This is a genomic window from Leifsonia sp. NPDC058194 (genome assembly GCF_042883605.1).
Classification (GTDB): Bacteria; Actinomycetota; Actinomycetes; order Actinomycetales; family Microbacteriaceae; genus Leifsonia.
In genome coordinates, this window is record NZ_JBHVVL010000004.1 from 142,581 (window position 1) to 157,726 (window position 15,146).

General features: G+C 69.0%; 9 protein-coding genes. All 9 read left to right on the forward strand.

The window, feature by feature from the left end:
• The 9 genes from ACFVU2_RS15565 (at nt 1) to ACFVU2_RS15605 (ending at nt 15,103) form a co-directional block, all read left to right on the forward strand.
• On the forward strand, nt 1-1,149 hold the full coding sequence (locus ACFVU2_RS15565) for a sensor histidine kinase (protein WP_387876059.1): 1,149 nt from the start codon (nt 1-3) through the stop codon (nt 1,147-1,149).
• Between the two features lie 8 nt (nt 1,150-1,157).
• Complete coding sequence (locus ACFVU2_RS15570; protein ID WP_387876830.1) at nt 1,158-1,838, forward strand: response regulator; 681 nt, start codon at nt 1,158-1,160, stop codon at nt 1,836-1,838.
• Between the two features lie 52 nt (nt 1,839-1,890).
• Entirely contained in the window at nt 1,891-2,919 is a 1,029-nt protein-coding gene (locus ACFVU2_RS15575; protein WP_387876062.1) for an SDR family oxidoreductase, read from the forward strand.
• Between the two features lie 324 nt (nt 2,920-3,243).
• A complete protein-coding gene (rpoB, locus tag ACFVU2_RS15580; protein ID WP_387876063.1) occupies nt 3,244-6,741 on the forward strand; it encodes a DNA-directed RNA polymerase subunit beta in 3,498 nt (1,165 codons plus the stop codon).
• A gap of 48 nt (nt 6,742-6,789) precedes the next feature.
• On the forward strand, nt 6,790-10,665 hold the full coding sequence (locus ACFVU2_RS15585) for a DNA-directed RNA polymerase subunit beta' (protein ID WP_387876066.1): 3,876 nt from the start codon (nt 6,790-6,792) through the stop codon (nt 10,663-10,665).
• 87 nt (nt 10,666-10,752) lie between these two features.
• On the forward strand, nt 10,753-10,983 hold the full coding sequence (locus ACFVU2_RS15590; RefSeq protein ID WP_387876068.1) for a hypothetical protein: 231 nt from the start codon (nt 10,753-10,755) through the stop codon (nt 10,981-10,983).
• Between the two features lie 198 nt (nt 10,984-11,181).
• Nucleotides 11,182-11,670, forward strand: coding sequence for a hypothetical protein (locus tag ACFVU2_RS15595; protein WP_387876070.1), 489 nt, complete (start codon nt 11,182-11,184; stop codon nt 11,668-11,670).
• Nucleotides 11,671-11,885: 215 nt separating this feature from the next.
• Entirely contained in the window at nt 11,886-13,550 is a 1,665-nt protein-coding gene (locus tag ACFVU2_RS15600) for a GspE/PulE family protein (protein WP_387876072.1), read from the forward strand.
• Nucleotides 13,551-13,558: 8 nt separating this feature from the next.
• Nucleotides 13,559-15,103, forward strand: coding sequence for a type IV pilus twitching motility protein PilT (locus tag ACFVU2_RS15605; protein WP_387876075.1), 1,545 nt, complete (start codon nt 13,559-13,561; stop codon nt 15,101-15,103).
• The last annotated feature ends 43 nt before the right edge of the window (nt 15,104-15,146 follow it).

Below are 15,146 nucleotides of genomic sequence, written 5' to 3' on the forward strand. Positions count from 1 at the left end.
GTGACCTCTTCGACCTGGCCCGGCTGGCTGGCGCTCACGCTCAACATCGTGGGCGCCGGCTTCGTCGCGTACTCGATCGTCGGCTCCCACTCGGCCGATCGGCCGGTGTGGGTGCTCGTCGTCGGGCTGATCGCCGTCGCCACCTGGATCGCGCGCAGCCTCTGCGCGGTGTTGGACCTACGCCGGACGGCGCTGGTGCTCGCGCTCGTGTCGGCGGCGACGGGCGCGATCGTGACTCCGGCGACGGACGGCATCGCCGTCGTCCCGGTGATCGTCGCGATCCTCGCCCTGGTCGGCGACCTGCGGCGCCCGCTGGCGCTCGGGATCGTCGTGGCCGCGACCTCCATCGCCCTGATCGTCGTGGGGGCGCTGCCGTTCGACACACCGGTCGTGGCCGTCCTCGGCGAGCTCGCAGGTGTGCTTCTCGGCGTGTTCGCCGGCCTCAGCCGCCGGCAGTTCCGCCGCTCGGAGCAGCAGGCCGCCCTCCTGCGCGATCGCGAGGCGGCCATGCGCGAGGAGAACGCCCGGATCGCCCTCGCCCGCGATCTGCACGACCTGCTCGCCCACAGCCTCGGCGGCCTCGTCGTCCAGCTCGACGCGGTGGACGCGGTGCTGGAGGCCGGTGACGTCGAGTCGGCACGGCGCCGGGTGATCGACGCCCGCGGGCTGGCCGTCGACGGCCTGGCCGATGCCCGCCGCGCCGTAGCGGCGCTGCGCGACCCGGACTCCGCCACGGCGGCGGCGCCGGTCGACCCCGGGGCGCTCGCCGCAGACCTGGGCGACCTGATCAGCGCGCACCGGGCTCTCGGCGGCGAGGCGGCGCTGACCGTCCTCGGCCGGCCGAGGCCGCTGTCCGCCCTGCAGGCCGCCGCACTGCGTCGCGCGCTGCAGGAGTCGCTGAGCAACGCCCGCAAACACGCGCCCGGGCAGCCCGTCCGGGCGGAGCTCGCCTGGGAGGATGACCGGGTGACCCTCCACGTCTCGAACCCGCTCGCCGCCGGCGACGACGCTCCACTCGCCCGCAGCGGGGGAGGCCACGGGTTGGCGGGCATGCGCGAACGCTTCGCCGCGCTGCCGCTCGGCGGTTCCGCCACGGCCGGCGCCGACGGCGACCGGTTCGCCGTGACGGCCGAGGCGAGGCTCGCGTGAGCGCGGGCATGGGCGTAGATGCGGGCGCCGGCCAGCAGACGATCCGCGTGATCGTCGCCGACGACCAGGCCATCATCCGGGACGGACTCGTCACGGTCCTCGGGCTGCTGCCGGACGTCGAGGTGGTCGGCGAGGCGTCCGACGGCGAGCAGGCGGTCGCGCTCGCCGTCGCGGAACAGCCGGATGTCGCCCTGATGGACCTGCGGATGCCCGGCGTCGACGGGGTCGCCGCCACCGAGCGGATCTCGCGCGAGGCGCCGGGCACGGCCGTCCTGGTGCTCACCACGTACGCCGACGACGAGTCCATCCTCGCGGCGCTGCGGGCGGGTGCCCGCGGCTACCTGACGAAGGATGCCGGCCGGGCGGAGCTCGCCGCGGCGGTCCGGGCGGTCGCGAGCGGTCAGTCCACCTTCGCGCCGGAGGTCGGGGCGCGCATCGTCAGCTCGCTGACCTCCGCGCCCCCTCCCTCCCGGAAGGCCTCCGCCGGCGCCGCAGTGCACGCACGCTTCCCCGCCCTCACGCCGCGCGAGGCAGAGGTGCTCGCGCTCGTCGGCGACGGCAGGAGCAACCCGGAGATCGCGGCCGCCCTGTTCGTCAGCGTGGCGACGGTCAAGACGCACATCAACGCGATCTTCGCGAAGCTCGCCGTCCGCGACCGCGCCCAGGCGATCGCCCTCGTCCGGTCCTGAGCCCACCGAAGTCCGCCTACCGCACGCCGCCGTCGCGGAGGAGGATGGCGGCATGACGGACCGGGTACTGGTGACGGGCGGATCGGGTTTCGTCGGCGCCCATTGCACGGCCGCCCTCCTGGACGCGGGCTACGACGTGCGCGCCACGGTGCGTTCTCCCGCCCGCGCCGCTGATGTGCGCGCGCAGCTCGCCGTCGCCGGTGTCGACGAGCCCGGCGAGCGTCTGACCTTCGCGATCGCCGACCTCACCGCCGACGAGGGCTGGGCGCAGGCGGTGGACGGCTGCCGCTTCGTGCTGCACGTGGCCTCCCCGTTCCCCGCGCGCCAGCCGAAAGATCCGGACGAGCTGATCGTGCCCGCCCGGGACGGCGCTCTGCGCGTGCTCCGCGCGGCCCGCGACGCGGGCGTGGAACGCGTCGTCCAGACCTCCTCATTCGCGGCGATCGGCTACGGTCACGAGCCGGCCGACCGGGTCTTCACGGAGCGGAACTGGACGGAGCTCGACAGCGGCAGGCCGGTGAGCCCGTACGCGCGCTCCAAGACGATCGCCGAACGCGCCGCCTGGCGGTTCGTCGGCGAGGAGGGCGGCGGGCTGCAGCTGGCCACCGTCAACCCGGTCGGCATCCTCGGACCGGTGCTCGGCCCCGACGTCTCGAGCTCCGTCGAGCTCATCCGGCTGGTGCGCGACGGGCGGCTGCCCCGCCTGCCGGACGTCTGGTTCGGGATCGTGGACGTGCGCGACGTCGCCGCACTGCATCTGCTGGCGATGACCCGGCCCGAGGCGGCCGGCGAGCGGTTCCTCGCGATCGCGGGGGAGGTGATGAGCGCTCAGCAGGTCGCGCGGTTCATCCGGGGGCGGCTGGGCGAGGAGGCGGGGCGGCGTGTGCCGACGAAGGTGATGCCGGAGTGGATGCTGCGCCTCGCCGCTCCGGTCAGCCGGACGGTCCGCGACGCCCTCCCTGACGTCGGCGTGCGCCGGCGCGCGAGCTCCGAGAAAGCCGCGACCGTGCTCGGCTGGGAGCCGCGATCCCGCGAGACGGCGCTCGCCGCGACGATCGACACACTGCCGACACGCCGCTGACAGGCCCGGAATCCCGCGGATCCGAGCGGAATAGGAGAGCCGTGCGCGGGGTTATACAGCACATCCACACTCCCGGTCAAGAAAAGACTGGACACGGCGCGCCCTTTTGACATATAGTTGTTCTTTGCGCTCCCAGTCAGATCTTTCGCCTTCATATTGCGGTCGGCTTCGTCTTTCCCCGTGCGCGTCTGGGCCCGTCAACCGGGTCAGATACGACGCCGCGAATCCCTGGGAGTCGCTGTTTCATCGAACAGCTCGTCCTCACACCGACATCATCACTGACCGACAGTAACGGGCCCGGCGGGGTCCACGGAGGTTATTTCCTTGGCTGCTGCGCGCAACGCAACCAACACTGACAAGACACCCAAGAACGGCCGAGGCGCATCCCGTCTCTCGTTCGCCAAGATCACGGACACCCTGACGGTTCCCGATCTGCTGGCACTGCAGACGGAGAGCTTCGACTGGCTCGTCGGCAACGACGCGTGGAAGGCCCGCGTCGCCGAAGCCGAGGAACAGGGTCGCCAGGATCTGCCCGGTAGCACCGGACTCGAGGAGATCTTCGAGGAGATCTCTCCCATCGAGGACCTCGGCGAGACCATGCAGCTCTCCTTCACCAACCCGTTCCTCGAGGAGAAGAAGTACTCGATCGACGAGTGCAAGGAGAAGGGCAAGACCTACGCCGCCCCGCTCTACGTCGAGGCCGAGTTCATGAACCACCTCACGGGTGAGATCAAGACTCAGACGGTCTTCATGGGCGACTTCCCGCTCATGACCGAGCGAGGCACCTTCATCATCAACGGCACCGAGCGTGTCGTCGTGTCGCAGCTCGTCCGCTCGCCGGGCGTCTACTTCGAGGCCACGGCCGACAAGACCTCCGACAAGGACATCTACTCGGCGCGCATCATCCCGAGCCGTGGTGCCTGGCTCGAGTTCGAGATCGACAAGCGCGACCAGGTGGGCGTGCGCATCGACCGCAAGCGCAAGCAGTCCGTCACCGTCTTCCTCAAGGCGCTCGGCCTGACCAGCGAGGAGATCCTCTCCGAGTTCGCGGGCTTCCAGTCGATCGAGCTGACCCTCGAGAAGGACGCCATCCTCACCAAGGAGGAGGCGCTCAAGGACATCTACCGCAAGCTGCGTCCGGGCGAGCAGGTCGCTGCCGAGGCCGCGCGTGCGCTCCTCGACAACTTCTACTTCAACCCGAAGCGCTACGACCTCGCCAAGGTCGGCCGCTACAAGATCAACCGCAAGCTCGGCCTCGAGGCCCCGCTGACGGACTCGGTGCTGACCGTCCAGGACATCATCGCGACGATCAAGTACCTGGTCTCCCTGCACGACGGCCAGACCACGTTCAAGGGCCTCCGCAACGGTCAGCCGGCCGAGATCCGCCTGGACGTCGACGACATCGACCACTTCGGCAACCGTCGCATCCGTGCTGTCGGCGAGCTCATCCAGAACCAGGTCCGCACCGGTCTGTCCCGCATGGAGCGCGTCGTCCGCGAGCGCATGACCACGCAGGACATCGAGGCGATCACCCCGCAGACCCTGATCAACGTGCGCCCCGTCGTCGCCGCGATCAAGGAGTTCTTCGGCACGTCGCAGCTGTCGCAGTTCATGGACCAGAACAACCCGCTCGCGGGTCTGACGCACAAGCGCCGCCTCTCGGCCCTCGGCCCGGGTGGTCTGAGCCGTGAGCGCGCCGGCGTCGAGGTCCGCGACGTCCACCCGTCGCACTACGGCCGCATGTGCCCGATCGAGACCCCGGAAGGCCCGAACATCGGCCTGATCGGCTCGCTCGCGTCGTTCGCGCGCATCAACTCGTTCGGCTTCATCGAGACGCCGTACCGCAAGGTCGTCGAGGGCCGGGTCTCCGAGCAGATCGACTACCTGACCGCTTCGGAGGAGGACGACTTCGTCGTCGCGCAGGCCAACGCCCCGCTCGACTCGAACGGCCACTTCACCGAGGAGCGCGTCCTCGCCCGTCAGAAGGGCGGCGAGGTCGACCTCGTCCCCGCCGACGAGATCGGCTACATGGACGTCTCCCCGCGCCAGATGGTGTCGGTGGGTACCTCGCTGATCCCGTTCCTCGAGCACGACGACGCCAACCGAGCCCTCATGGGTGCGAACATGCAGCGCCAGGCGGTGCCGCTGCTCCGCTCGGAGAGCCCGGTCGTCGGAACCGGTATGGAGGGCTTCGCGGCCATCGACGCCGGTGACGTGGTCACGGCCGACAAGTCCGGTGTCGTCACCGAGGTCTCGGCCGACGCGGTCACCGTCCAGGCGGACGACGGCACGATCAAGACCTACTACCTGCGCAAGTTCGACCGCTCCAACCAGGGCACGTCGTACAACCACCGCGTGATCGTGGACGAGGGCGACCGCATCGAGGCCGGAGAGGTCGTCGCCGACGGCCCCGCGACCGAGAACGGCGAGCTCGCGCTCGGCAAGAACCTGCTCATCGCGTTCATGCCGTGGGAGGGTCACAACTTCGAGGACGCGATCATCCTCAGCCAGAACCTGGTGAAGGACGACACCCTCTCCTCGATCCACATCGAGGAGTACGAGGTCGACGCCCGCGACACCAAGCTCGGCAAGGAGGAGATCACCCGCGACCTCCCGAACGTCAGCCCGGACCTCCTGGCCGACCTCGACGAGCGCGGCATCATCCGCATCGGCGCCGAGGTGCGCCCCGGCGACATCCTCGTCGGCAAGGTCACGCCGAAGGGCGAGACCGAGCTGTCGGCCGAGGAGCGCCTGCTCCGCGCGATCTTCAACGAGAAGAGCCGCGAGGTGCGCGACACCTCCCTCAAGGTCCCCCACGGCGAAGAGGGCACCATCATCGGTGTCAAGGTCTTCGACTCGCAGGACGGCGATGACGAGCTCGGCTCGGGCGTCAACCAGCGCGTGGTGGTCTACATCGCCCAGAAGCGCAAGATCACCGCGGGCGACAAGCTCGCCGGTCGTCACGGCAACAAGGGCGTCATCTCGAAGATCCTGCCCGTCGAGGACATGCCGTTCCTCGCGGACGGCACCCCGGTCGACGTGATCCTCAACCCGCTGGGCGTGCCCGGTCGAATGAACTTCGGCCAGGTGCTCGAGATCCACCTCGGGTGGATCGCCCAGAACGGCTGGGAGGTCAAGGGCAAGCCCAAGTGGGCCGCCGAGCTGCCCGAGGCCGCGTTCAGCGCAGCCCCCGGCACCAAGGTCGCGACCCCGGTGTTCGACGGCGCGAAGGAGGAGGAGATCGCAGGTCTGCTCGACTCGACCTTCCCGACCCGCGACGGCGACCGCCTGATCGGATCCTCCGGCAAGACGCAGCTCTTCGACGGCCGCTCCGGCGAGCCGTACCCGGACCCGATCTCGGTCGGCTACATGTACATCCTGAAGCTGCACCACCTGGTCGACGACAAGATCCACGCCCGTTCGACCGGCCCGTACTCGATGATCACCCAGCAGCCGCTCGGTGGTAAGGCGCAGTTCGGTGGACAGCGTTTCGGTGAGATGGAGGTGTGGGCCCTCGAGGCCTACGGTGCCGCGTACGCGCTGCAGGAGCTCCTGACCATCAAGTCGGATGACATCCTCGGCCGCGTCAAGGTCTACGAGGCCATCGTCAAGGGTGAGAACATCCAGGAGCCGGGCATCCCGGAGTCCTTCAAGGTCCTCATCAAGGAGATGCAGTCGCTCTGCCTGAACGTCGAGGTGCTCTCGGCCGACGGCCAGCAGGTCAGCCTGCGCGACGCGGACGACGAGGCCTTCCGCGCTGCGGAAGAGCTCGGCATCAACATCTCCTCCCGCTTCGAGTCCTCGTCGATCGACGAGATCTGACCCGCAGCCAGACCCACCTGACGAATTCTTTACAGGAGAGAGTGAACATTGCTCGACGCAACAACTTTTGACGAGCTGCGTATCGGCCTGGCGACCGCTGACGACATCCGTCGTTGGTCCTACGGCGAGGTCAAGAAGCCGGAGACGATCAACTACCGCACGCTGAAGCCGGAGAAGGACGGTCTCTTCGGAGAGCAGATCTTCGGCCCGTCGCGTGACTGGGAGTGCTCGTGCGGCAAGTACAAGCGCGTCCGCTTCAAGGGCATCGTGTGCGAGCGCTGCGGCGTGGAGGTCACCAAGTCCTCCGTCCGTCGTGAGCGCATGGGCCACATCGAGCTCGCGGCCCCGGTCACGCACATCTGGTACTTCAAGGGTGTCCCCAGCCGTCTCGGCTACCTGCTCGACATGGCGCCGAAGGACCTCGAGAAGGTCATCTACTTCGCCGCGTACATGGTGATCAGTGTCGACGAGGACGGCCGTCACTCCGACATGCCCGGACTCGAGAACGAGCTCCGCCTCGAAGTCAAGACGCTGTCCGACCAGCGCGACTCCCGGGTCGCCGAGCGCCTCCAGCGCCTCGAGGTCGACCTCGCAGCGCTCGAGGAGGAGGGCGCCAAGGCCGACCAGAAGCGTCGCGTCAAGGACGCGGCGGAGAAGGAGATGGGCCAGATCCGCAAGTCCTTCGACGAGGACATCGCCCGTCTGGAGCGCGTGTGGGAGTCCTTCCGCACCCTCAAGGTCGGCGACCTCAAGCCGGAGGACGCGGACTTCAACGAGCTCATCGACCGGTACGGCCTGTACTTCGAGGCCTACATGGGCGCCGAGTCGATCAAGCGCCGCCTGCTGGCGTTCGACCTGGCCGCGGAGGCCGAGCTGCTCCGCGAGCAGATCGCCAACGGCAAGGGACAGAAGAAGATCCGCGCGATCAAGCGTCTGCGCGTCGTCTCCTCGTTCCTCGCGACCGGCAACTCGCCCGCCGCGATGGTGCTCGACGTCGTCCCGGTCATCCCGCCGGAGCTGCGCCCGATGGTCCAGCTCGACGGTGGCCGCTTCGCGACCAGCGACCTGAACGACCTCTACCGCCGCGTGATCAACCGCAACAACCGTCTGCGCCGTCTGCTCGACCTCGGGGCTCCCGAGATCATCGTGAACAACGAGAAGCGGATGCTGCAGGAGGCCGTCGACGCACTGTTCGACAACGGCCGCCGCGGTCGCCCCGTGACGGGTACCGGCAACCGCGCCCTCAAGTCCCTGAGCGACATGCTCAAGGGCAAGCAGGGTCGCTTCCGCCAGAACCTGCTCGGAAAGCGCGTCGACTACTCGGGCCGTTCGGTCATCATCGTCGGCCCGCAGCTCAAGCTGCACCAGTGCGGTCTGCCCAAGCAGATGGCGCTGGAGCTGTTCAAGCCGTTCGTGATCAAGCGCCTGATCGACCTGAGCCACGCTCAGAACATCAAGGCCGCCAAGCGCATGGTGGAGCGTTCGCGTCCGCAGGTGTGGGACGTGCTCGAGGAGATCATCCGCGAGCGCCCCGTGCTGCTGAACCGTGCGCCCACGCTGCACCGTCTCGGCATCCAGGCGTTCGAGCCCCAGCTCGTCGAGGGCAAGGCCATCCAGCTGCACCCGCTCGTCTGCGCCGCGTTCAACGCGGACTTCGACGGCGACCAGATGGCCGTCCACCTCCCGCTGTCGGTGGAGGCCCAGGCCGAGGCCCGCATCCTGATGCTCGCCTCGAACAACATCCTGAAGCCGTCCGACGGCCGCCCGGTCACCCTGCCCTCGCAGGACATGATCATCGGTCTGCACCACCTCACCACCGTCCGCGAGGGCGCTGTGGGCGAGGGTCGCGCGTTCTCCTCGGTCTCCGAGGCGATCCTCGCGAAGGACCAGGGTTCGCTGCACCTCAACGCGACCGTGAAGATCCGTCTCGACAACTACGTGCCGTCCGACGCGGCCGACACCGGTGCCGAGCCGATCACCGCGATCGTGGAGACCACGCTGGGCCGCGCCCTCTTCAACGAGGCGCTCCCGGCCGACTACCCCTACGTGGAGGCCGTCGCCGACAAGGGCATGATCTCGTCGATCGTGAACGCCCTCGCCGAGCGGTACCCGAAGGTGGAGGTCGCTGCCGCGCTCGACCGGATCAAGGACGCCGGCTTCTACTGGGGCACCCGTTCCGGTGTGACCGTCGCGCTGAGCGACATCCTCACGCCGCCGAACAAGCCGCAGATCGTGGCGGGCTACGAGAAGAAGGCCGCCAAGATCACGGCGGAGTTCGAGAAGGGTCTCACGACCGACCTCGAGCGCCGTCAGGAACTGGTGAAGCTCTGGACCGAGGCGACCAACGAGGTCGCCGAGGCCATGCGCGCCAACTTCCCGGCCGACAACACCATCAACCGCATGGTCACGTCGGGTGCCCGTGGTAACTGGCTGCAGGTGCGCAACATCGCCGGTATGCGTGGTCTGGTGAACAACCCGAAGGGTGAGATCATCCCGCGCCCGATCATCTCCTCGTACCGCGAGGGTCTGTCGGTGGCGGAGTACTTCATCGCGACGCACGGTGCCCGTAAGGGTCTGGCCGACACGGCTCTCCGTACGGCCGACTCGGGTTACCTGACCCGTCGTCTGGTGGACGTCTCGCAGGATGTCATCATCCGTGAGGACGACTGCGGCACGACCAAGGGCCTCGACCTCCCGATCGCGACGGTCGACGAGGACGGCACGCTCACCCGTGACCCGAACGTGGAGAACTCGGTGTTCGCCCGGACGCTGGCCGCTGACGCGGTCTCGCCCGACGGCACCGTGGTCGCCGCCGCCGGCGACGACGTGGGCGACGTGCTCATCGACAAGCTGGTCGCGGCCGGCGTGGTCGACATCAAGGTCCGCTCGGTCCTGACCTGCGAGTCCGCGGTCGGCGTCTGCGCCGCCTGCTACGGCCGTTCGCTCGCGACCGGCAAGCTCGTGGACATCGGCGAGGCGGTCGGCATCATCGCCGCCCAGTCGATCGGTGAGCCCGGTACCCAGCTGACCATGCGTACCTTCCACACCGGTGGTTCGGCCTCCGCGGACGACATCACCCAGGGTCTGCCGCGCGTCCAGGAGCTGTTCGAGGCCCGTACCCCCAAGGGTGCGTCCCCGATCGCCGAGGCCGCCGGTCGCATCGTCATCGAGGAGACGGACAAGTCCCGCAAGGTCGTCCTGACCCCCGACAACGGCGACGAGCCGCACATCTACCCGGTGCTGCGTCGTTCGACCCTCCTGGTGGAGGACGGACAGCGCGTCGAGCTCGGCCAGCAGCTGATCGTCGGCACCGTCGACCCGAAGGAGGTCCTCCGGGTCAAGGGCGTCCGCGAGGTGCAGAAGCACCTGGTGGGCGGCGTGCAGGGCGTCTACCGCTCGCAGGGTGTGCCGATCCACGACAAGCACATCGAGGTCATCGTCCGCCAGATGCTCCGCAAGGTCACCGTCGTCGACCACGGCGACACCGACTTGCTGCCGGGTGAGCTCGTCGACCGTTCGCGGTACAACGAGATCAACCGCACGGCGCTGCAGGAGGGCAAGAAGACGGCCTCGGCGCGTCAGGAGGTCATGGGTATCACCAAGGCGTCGCTGGCGACCGAGTCGTGGCTGTCGGCCGCGTCCTTCCAGGAGACCACCCGCGTCCTGACGCAGGCGGCCATGGAGGGCAAGTCCGACCCGCTGATCGGCCTCAAGGAGAACGTCATCATCGGTAAGCTCATCCCGGCCGGAACCGGCCTGCAGCGCTACCGGAACGTCACCGTGGAGGCGACGGAGGAGGCCAAGGCGGAGCGGTACCCCAACCGCATCTTCGCCGACGACTCCGCGTTCAGCGAGAACGACCTGAGCTTCGTCGACTTCGACAGCTTCAGCTCGGACGACTACACCCCCGGAACCTACAACTAGGTCCCGTACCCCGGAAGGCCCCTGGCGCACTGCGCCGGGGGCCTTCCGGCGTTTCCGGGGTCGTCTCGCGTGGGGGAGAATGGAGGCATGTGGCGCCAGCTCCTCGAGTACACCGATTCGACCGGTCGCACGATGGTCGGCTGCGCCGGCGTCGTGTTCCTCATTGCCGTGGTCAGCTTCGTGCTCGGTATCGTGCAGGCGACCACCGGCAACGCCGCGGGCTCCCTCCCGTACTGGCTGACGACGATGGGCTGCGCCGTGGTCGCGGGCGTGCTGGTCTACCTGGCGAGCCGACGCGGAGACCTGCGCCGCCGCTGAGCGTCCCGCTAGGGTGGACGCATGCGGGATCGGGTGGGGATTCGAGGACTTGTCGCGGGTGCGATCGCGGTGACGGTGGTGATCGGCGCGGCGGGGTGTACCGGGGGCGGCGCGGCAACCCCGGTTTCGACCGTATCGACGGCGTCCGCGACCCCAACCTCGTCGACGCCTCCGCCGCTGACGTCCACTCCCGGAGCGATGCCGAAGAGTTGCGACGATCTCTTCACGCCCGCCCTCAAGGAGTACATCTCGCCTGACGGCTTCCTCGCGCTCAATCCGGCGTGGCTGCAGGAGCCCGGCAACGAACGCAAGCTCGAGAACGGCTACGGGACGTTCGATCCCGAGCTCGCGAAGATCCTCTCGGCCGATCCTGGAGTGCTGTGCGATTGGAGCAAGGCGTCCGGTCCCGGGGAGGTCTTCCTCATCACTCAGGTGCGGAAGGTGGATGCGGCGACGCAGCAGGCCGCGCTCGCCCGGATGGCAGAGCTGGCATCCGACCCGAACACCGGTTGGACCTGCGTGGACTACTCTGCCGGGCGCTGGTGTCTCGTTAACACGAACGACGGCACCGGCAACGTCCAGGGCGAGTCTCAGTTCTTCCGCGACGGAATCTGGATCGCCTCCGACTGGGTGAACGCAGGCCCGGAGGAGTACACGCCGCGCCTCGTGCAGCGGATCTTCGGCTGAACGTTCACCGTCGCTCGCGGCTCCGCGTGGGTCGCGTCTGCCCCCCGCGCGCGTGGCACCCCTGCGCGGGGCACCTGTAAGCGGAGCTGTCACGCGTGTGACGCACGGGAATACGGTGACATCGCTTCGCCGCCTCCGGATCTCGCCCGGTGGCGGCGCGGTCCGCCGGCACACCCGACCCGGTCGGCGGCAGCCCCCGCACAAGGAGGTCCCCCGTGGCGTCCATGACAGAGATCCTGATCCTCCACGGCCATCTGCCGATCGAGTACCTGGACACGGTGTCCAGCGAGCCCTCCGCCGACGAATCGACGGTGCGCGACCTGCTCGCGCGCGGCGCGGTGACGGCCGGTCAGGTGGCGCGCGCCCGTGCCGCGCAGTCCGGCGTCCCGTTCGTGGAGCTCGCCGACTACCCGGTGGACCGCCTCGCGGTCGGACTCATCCCCGGCCCGCTCTGCCGCCGGCACGTGGTGCTGCCGATCGGCGTGCAGGACGGCACCGTGATCCTCGCGATGGCGGACCCCGGCAACGTGTTCGCCATCGACGACGTGCGCGCGGCGTCCCGGATGAGCGTCGCGCCCGCGGTCGCGGACATCCCCGACCTGCTCGCCGCCATCGACCGCTACGTGCGTGCGGACGACGAGCTCAGCGATCTCACGACGACGCTGGAGGAGGAGAGCGCTCCCGTCCAGGACACGGCGATCGCGGAGTCCGGTGACGACGACGCCCCGATCGTGCGGTTCGTGAACCTGCTCGTCAGCCAGGCCATCCAGGACCATGCGTCGGACATCCACATCGAGCCGGCCGAGCACGACGTGCGCGTGCGCTACCGCATCGACGGCGTGCTCCACGCGATGCAGAGTGCCCCGAAGGCCATCCAGAACGGCGTGATCTCGCGCCTCAAGATCATGAGCGACATCGACATCGCCGAGCGGCGCAAGCCCCAGGACGGTCGCATGTCCGTCGTGCACGGCGGCCGCCAGATCGACCTGCGCGTCGCGACGCTGCCCACGGTGTGGGGCGAGAAGGTCGTCATGCGCATCCTGGACAACACCAACACCGGGATGACGCTGCGCGACCTGAACCTGCTCGAGCGCAACTTCGAGACCTACCGCGCCTCGTACTCCAAGCCGTACGGCATGATTCTGGTCACCGGGCCCACGGGCTCAGGCAAGTCGACCACGCTCTACACGACCCTGAACGCGGTGGCACGCCCCGAGATCAACGTGATCACCGTCGAGGACCCGGTCGAGTACCGGATGCCCGGCATCAACCAGGTGCAGGTCAACCCGAAGGCGGGCCTCACCTTCGCCAGCGCGCTCCGCAGCATCCTGCGCAGCGACCCGGACGTCGTGCTGCTGGGCGAGATCCGCGACCACGAGACCGCTCAGATCGCGATCGAGGCGTCGCTGACCGGCCACCTCGTGCTCTCCACCCTGCACACGAACGACGCCCCCAGCGCCGTCACCCGTCTGACCGAGATGGACATCGAGCCGTTCCTCGTCGGCTCCGCCCTCGACTGCGTCGTCGCTCAGCGGCTCGCGCGCCGGCTCTGCGACCGCTGCAAGCAGCCCGCGAGCTACTCGGCCGACGACCTGCGCCGCCTCCGTTTCGTGGTCCCGGACGACCAGCCGGTGCCGCCGGTGTACATGCCGGTCGGCTGCCCGACCTGCTCCAACACCGGCTACCGCGGACGCATCGCCGTGCACGAGGTCATGGCGGTCACCGAGGACATCGAGCGGCTCGCGGTGCAGCGCGCATCCAGTGCTGAGATCGCCCGGACGGCGCAGGAGCAGGGGATGCTCACGCTGCGTGCGGACGGTTGGGAGAAGGCCAAGCTCGGCCTGACCTCGGTGGAAGAGATCCTGCGAGTGGTCGCCTAGGAGGGCATATGACGATCGACGACAACGCCTGGGGCGGCTACCCCGCACCCACCGTCAAGCCGCTGTACGAGATCCCGGTCGTCCCGCCCGGGGCGACGGCGAACGGCTGGGCGCCCGGCGCGGGCGTGCCCCTGCAGCCGCCGACGTACGTGGCGCCGGTTGAGCAGGTCGCACCGCCGGTCGCGCCGCCGGTGGCCACGCCCGCCACGGAACCTCCCGCGGCCACCGTCTATTCGCTCGACGAGGTGCCGGCCGGACCCCGTCTGGTCCCGGCGGGACGCCGGGCGGCCGTGCTCGCCGAACAGGCGTCGACCGCGCAGACCGCGCCCCTCCCGCATCCCGACATCGACTACGACGCCGAGGTCGCCACCCTCACGGCCACCGAGCGGGACGCCCTCGCGAAGGCCGATCCCGAGCTCGTGGCGGCGCTGCGGGAGGTCGTGCTGCAGCGCGCATCCGACCTCCATGTCACCGTCGGCGCACCCCCGATGGTCCGGATCGACGGAGCCCTGACGCCGGCCGGTAACGCCGAGCCCTGGGGGCACGAGCGCACGCTCGCCGCCCTCACCAGCCTGCTCACCGATCGCCAGGCCGAGCTCTTCAAGCGCGAGCTCGAGCTCGACTTCGCCTTCACCATCTCGGCGAACTCCCGCTTCCGTGTCAACTTCTACCAGCAGCGCGGCTCCGTCGGCGCCGCCTTCCGTCTCATCCCGACCGAGATCAAGCAGCTGCGCGAACTGGGCGTCCCGGAGCAGATCGGCGGCTTCTCGACGCTGCCCCGCGGTCTCGTCCTCGTGACCGGCCCGACGGGCTCCGGCAAGTCGACCACGCTCGCCGCCCTCGTCGACCTCGTGAACTCGACCCGTGCCGATCACATCGTGACGGTCGAGGACCCGATCGAGTTCATGCACACCCACAAGCGCTCGATCGTCAACCAGCGCGAGGTCGGCCACGACACGCACAGCTTCAACAACGCGCTCAAGCACGTGCTCCGCCAGGACCCGGATGTCATCCTCATCGGCGAGCTCCGCGACCTCGAGACGATCTCCGTCGCTCTGACCGCCGCCGAGACCGGCCACCTCGTCTTCGCCACCCTGCACACCCAGGACGCCCCGCAGACGATCGACCGCGTCATCGACGTCTTCCCGCCCCACCAGCAGGACCAGGTGCGCGCCCAGCTCGCCGGAACCTTGCAGGGCGTCGTCTGCCAGACCCTCGTCAAACGCGCCTCCGGCCGCGGCCGCGTCGTCGCGACCGAGGTCCTGATGATGACCCCGGCCATCGCCAACCTCATCCGAGAAGGCAAGACCTACCAGATCGCGTCCGCCATGCAGGCCGGACGCGGGGACGGGATGCACACGATGGACCAGCATCTGGCGGAGCTGGTGAACGCGGGCGCGATCACCCATAAGGCCGCACTCGAGAAGGCTCACGATGTCGAAAGCATCCATCGGCTGATCCAGCGCGTCGAGTCGCCGTCCGAGGCGTCGGGCCGGGCGCTGGCCTCCGGCGGTCCTGATTTCGGCGACAGCTACTCCGGGGTGGTGAAGTGATGTCCAACGCGACCGCGTTCGTCTACAAGGGCAGGAACGCGGA

Coding starts and splice junctions, on each gene's coding strand:
- ACFVU2_RS15595 (WP_387876070.1), top strand. CDS start 11,182: ATGCCGAAGAGTTGCGACGATCTCTTCACGCCCGCCCTCAAGGAGTAC.
- ACFVU2_RS15590 (WP_387876068.1), top strand. CDS start 10,753: ATGTGGCGCCAGCTCCTCGAGTACACCGATTCGACCGGTCGCACGATG.
- ACFVU2_RS15605 (WP_387876075.1), top strand. CDS start 13,559: ATGACGATCGACGACAACGCCTGGGGCGGCTACCCCGCACCCACCGTC.
- ACFVU2_RS15575 (WP_387876062.1), top strand. CDS start 1,891: ATGACGGACCGGGTACTGGTGACGGGCGGATCGGGTTTCGTCGGCGCC.
- ACFVU2_RS15570 (WP_387876830.1), top strand. CDS start 1,158: ATGGGCGTAGATGCGGGCGCCGGCCAGCAGACGATCCGCGTGATCGTC.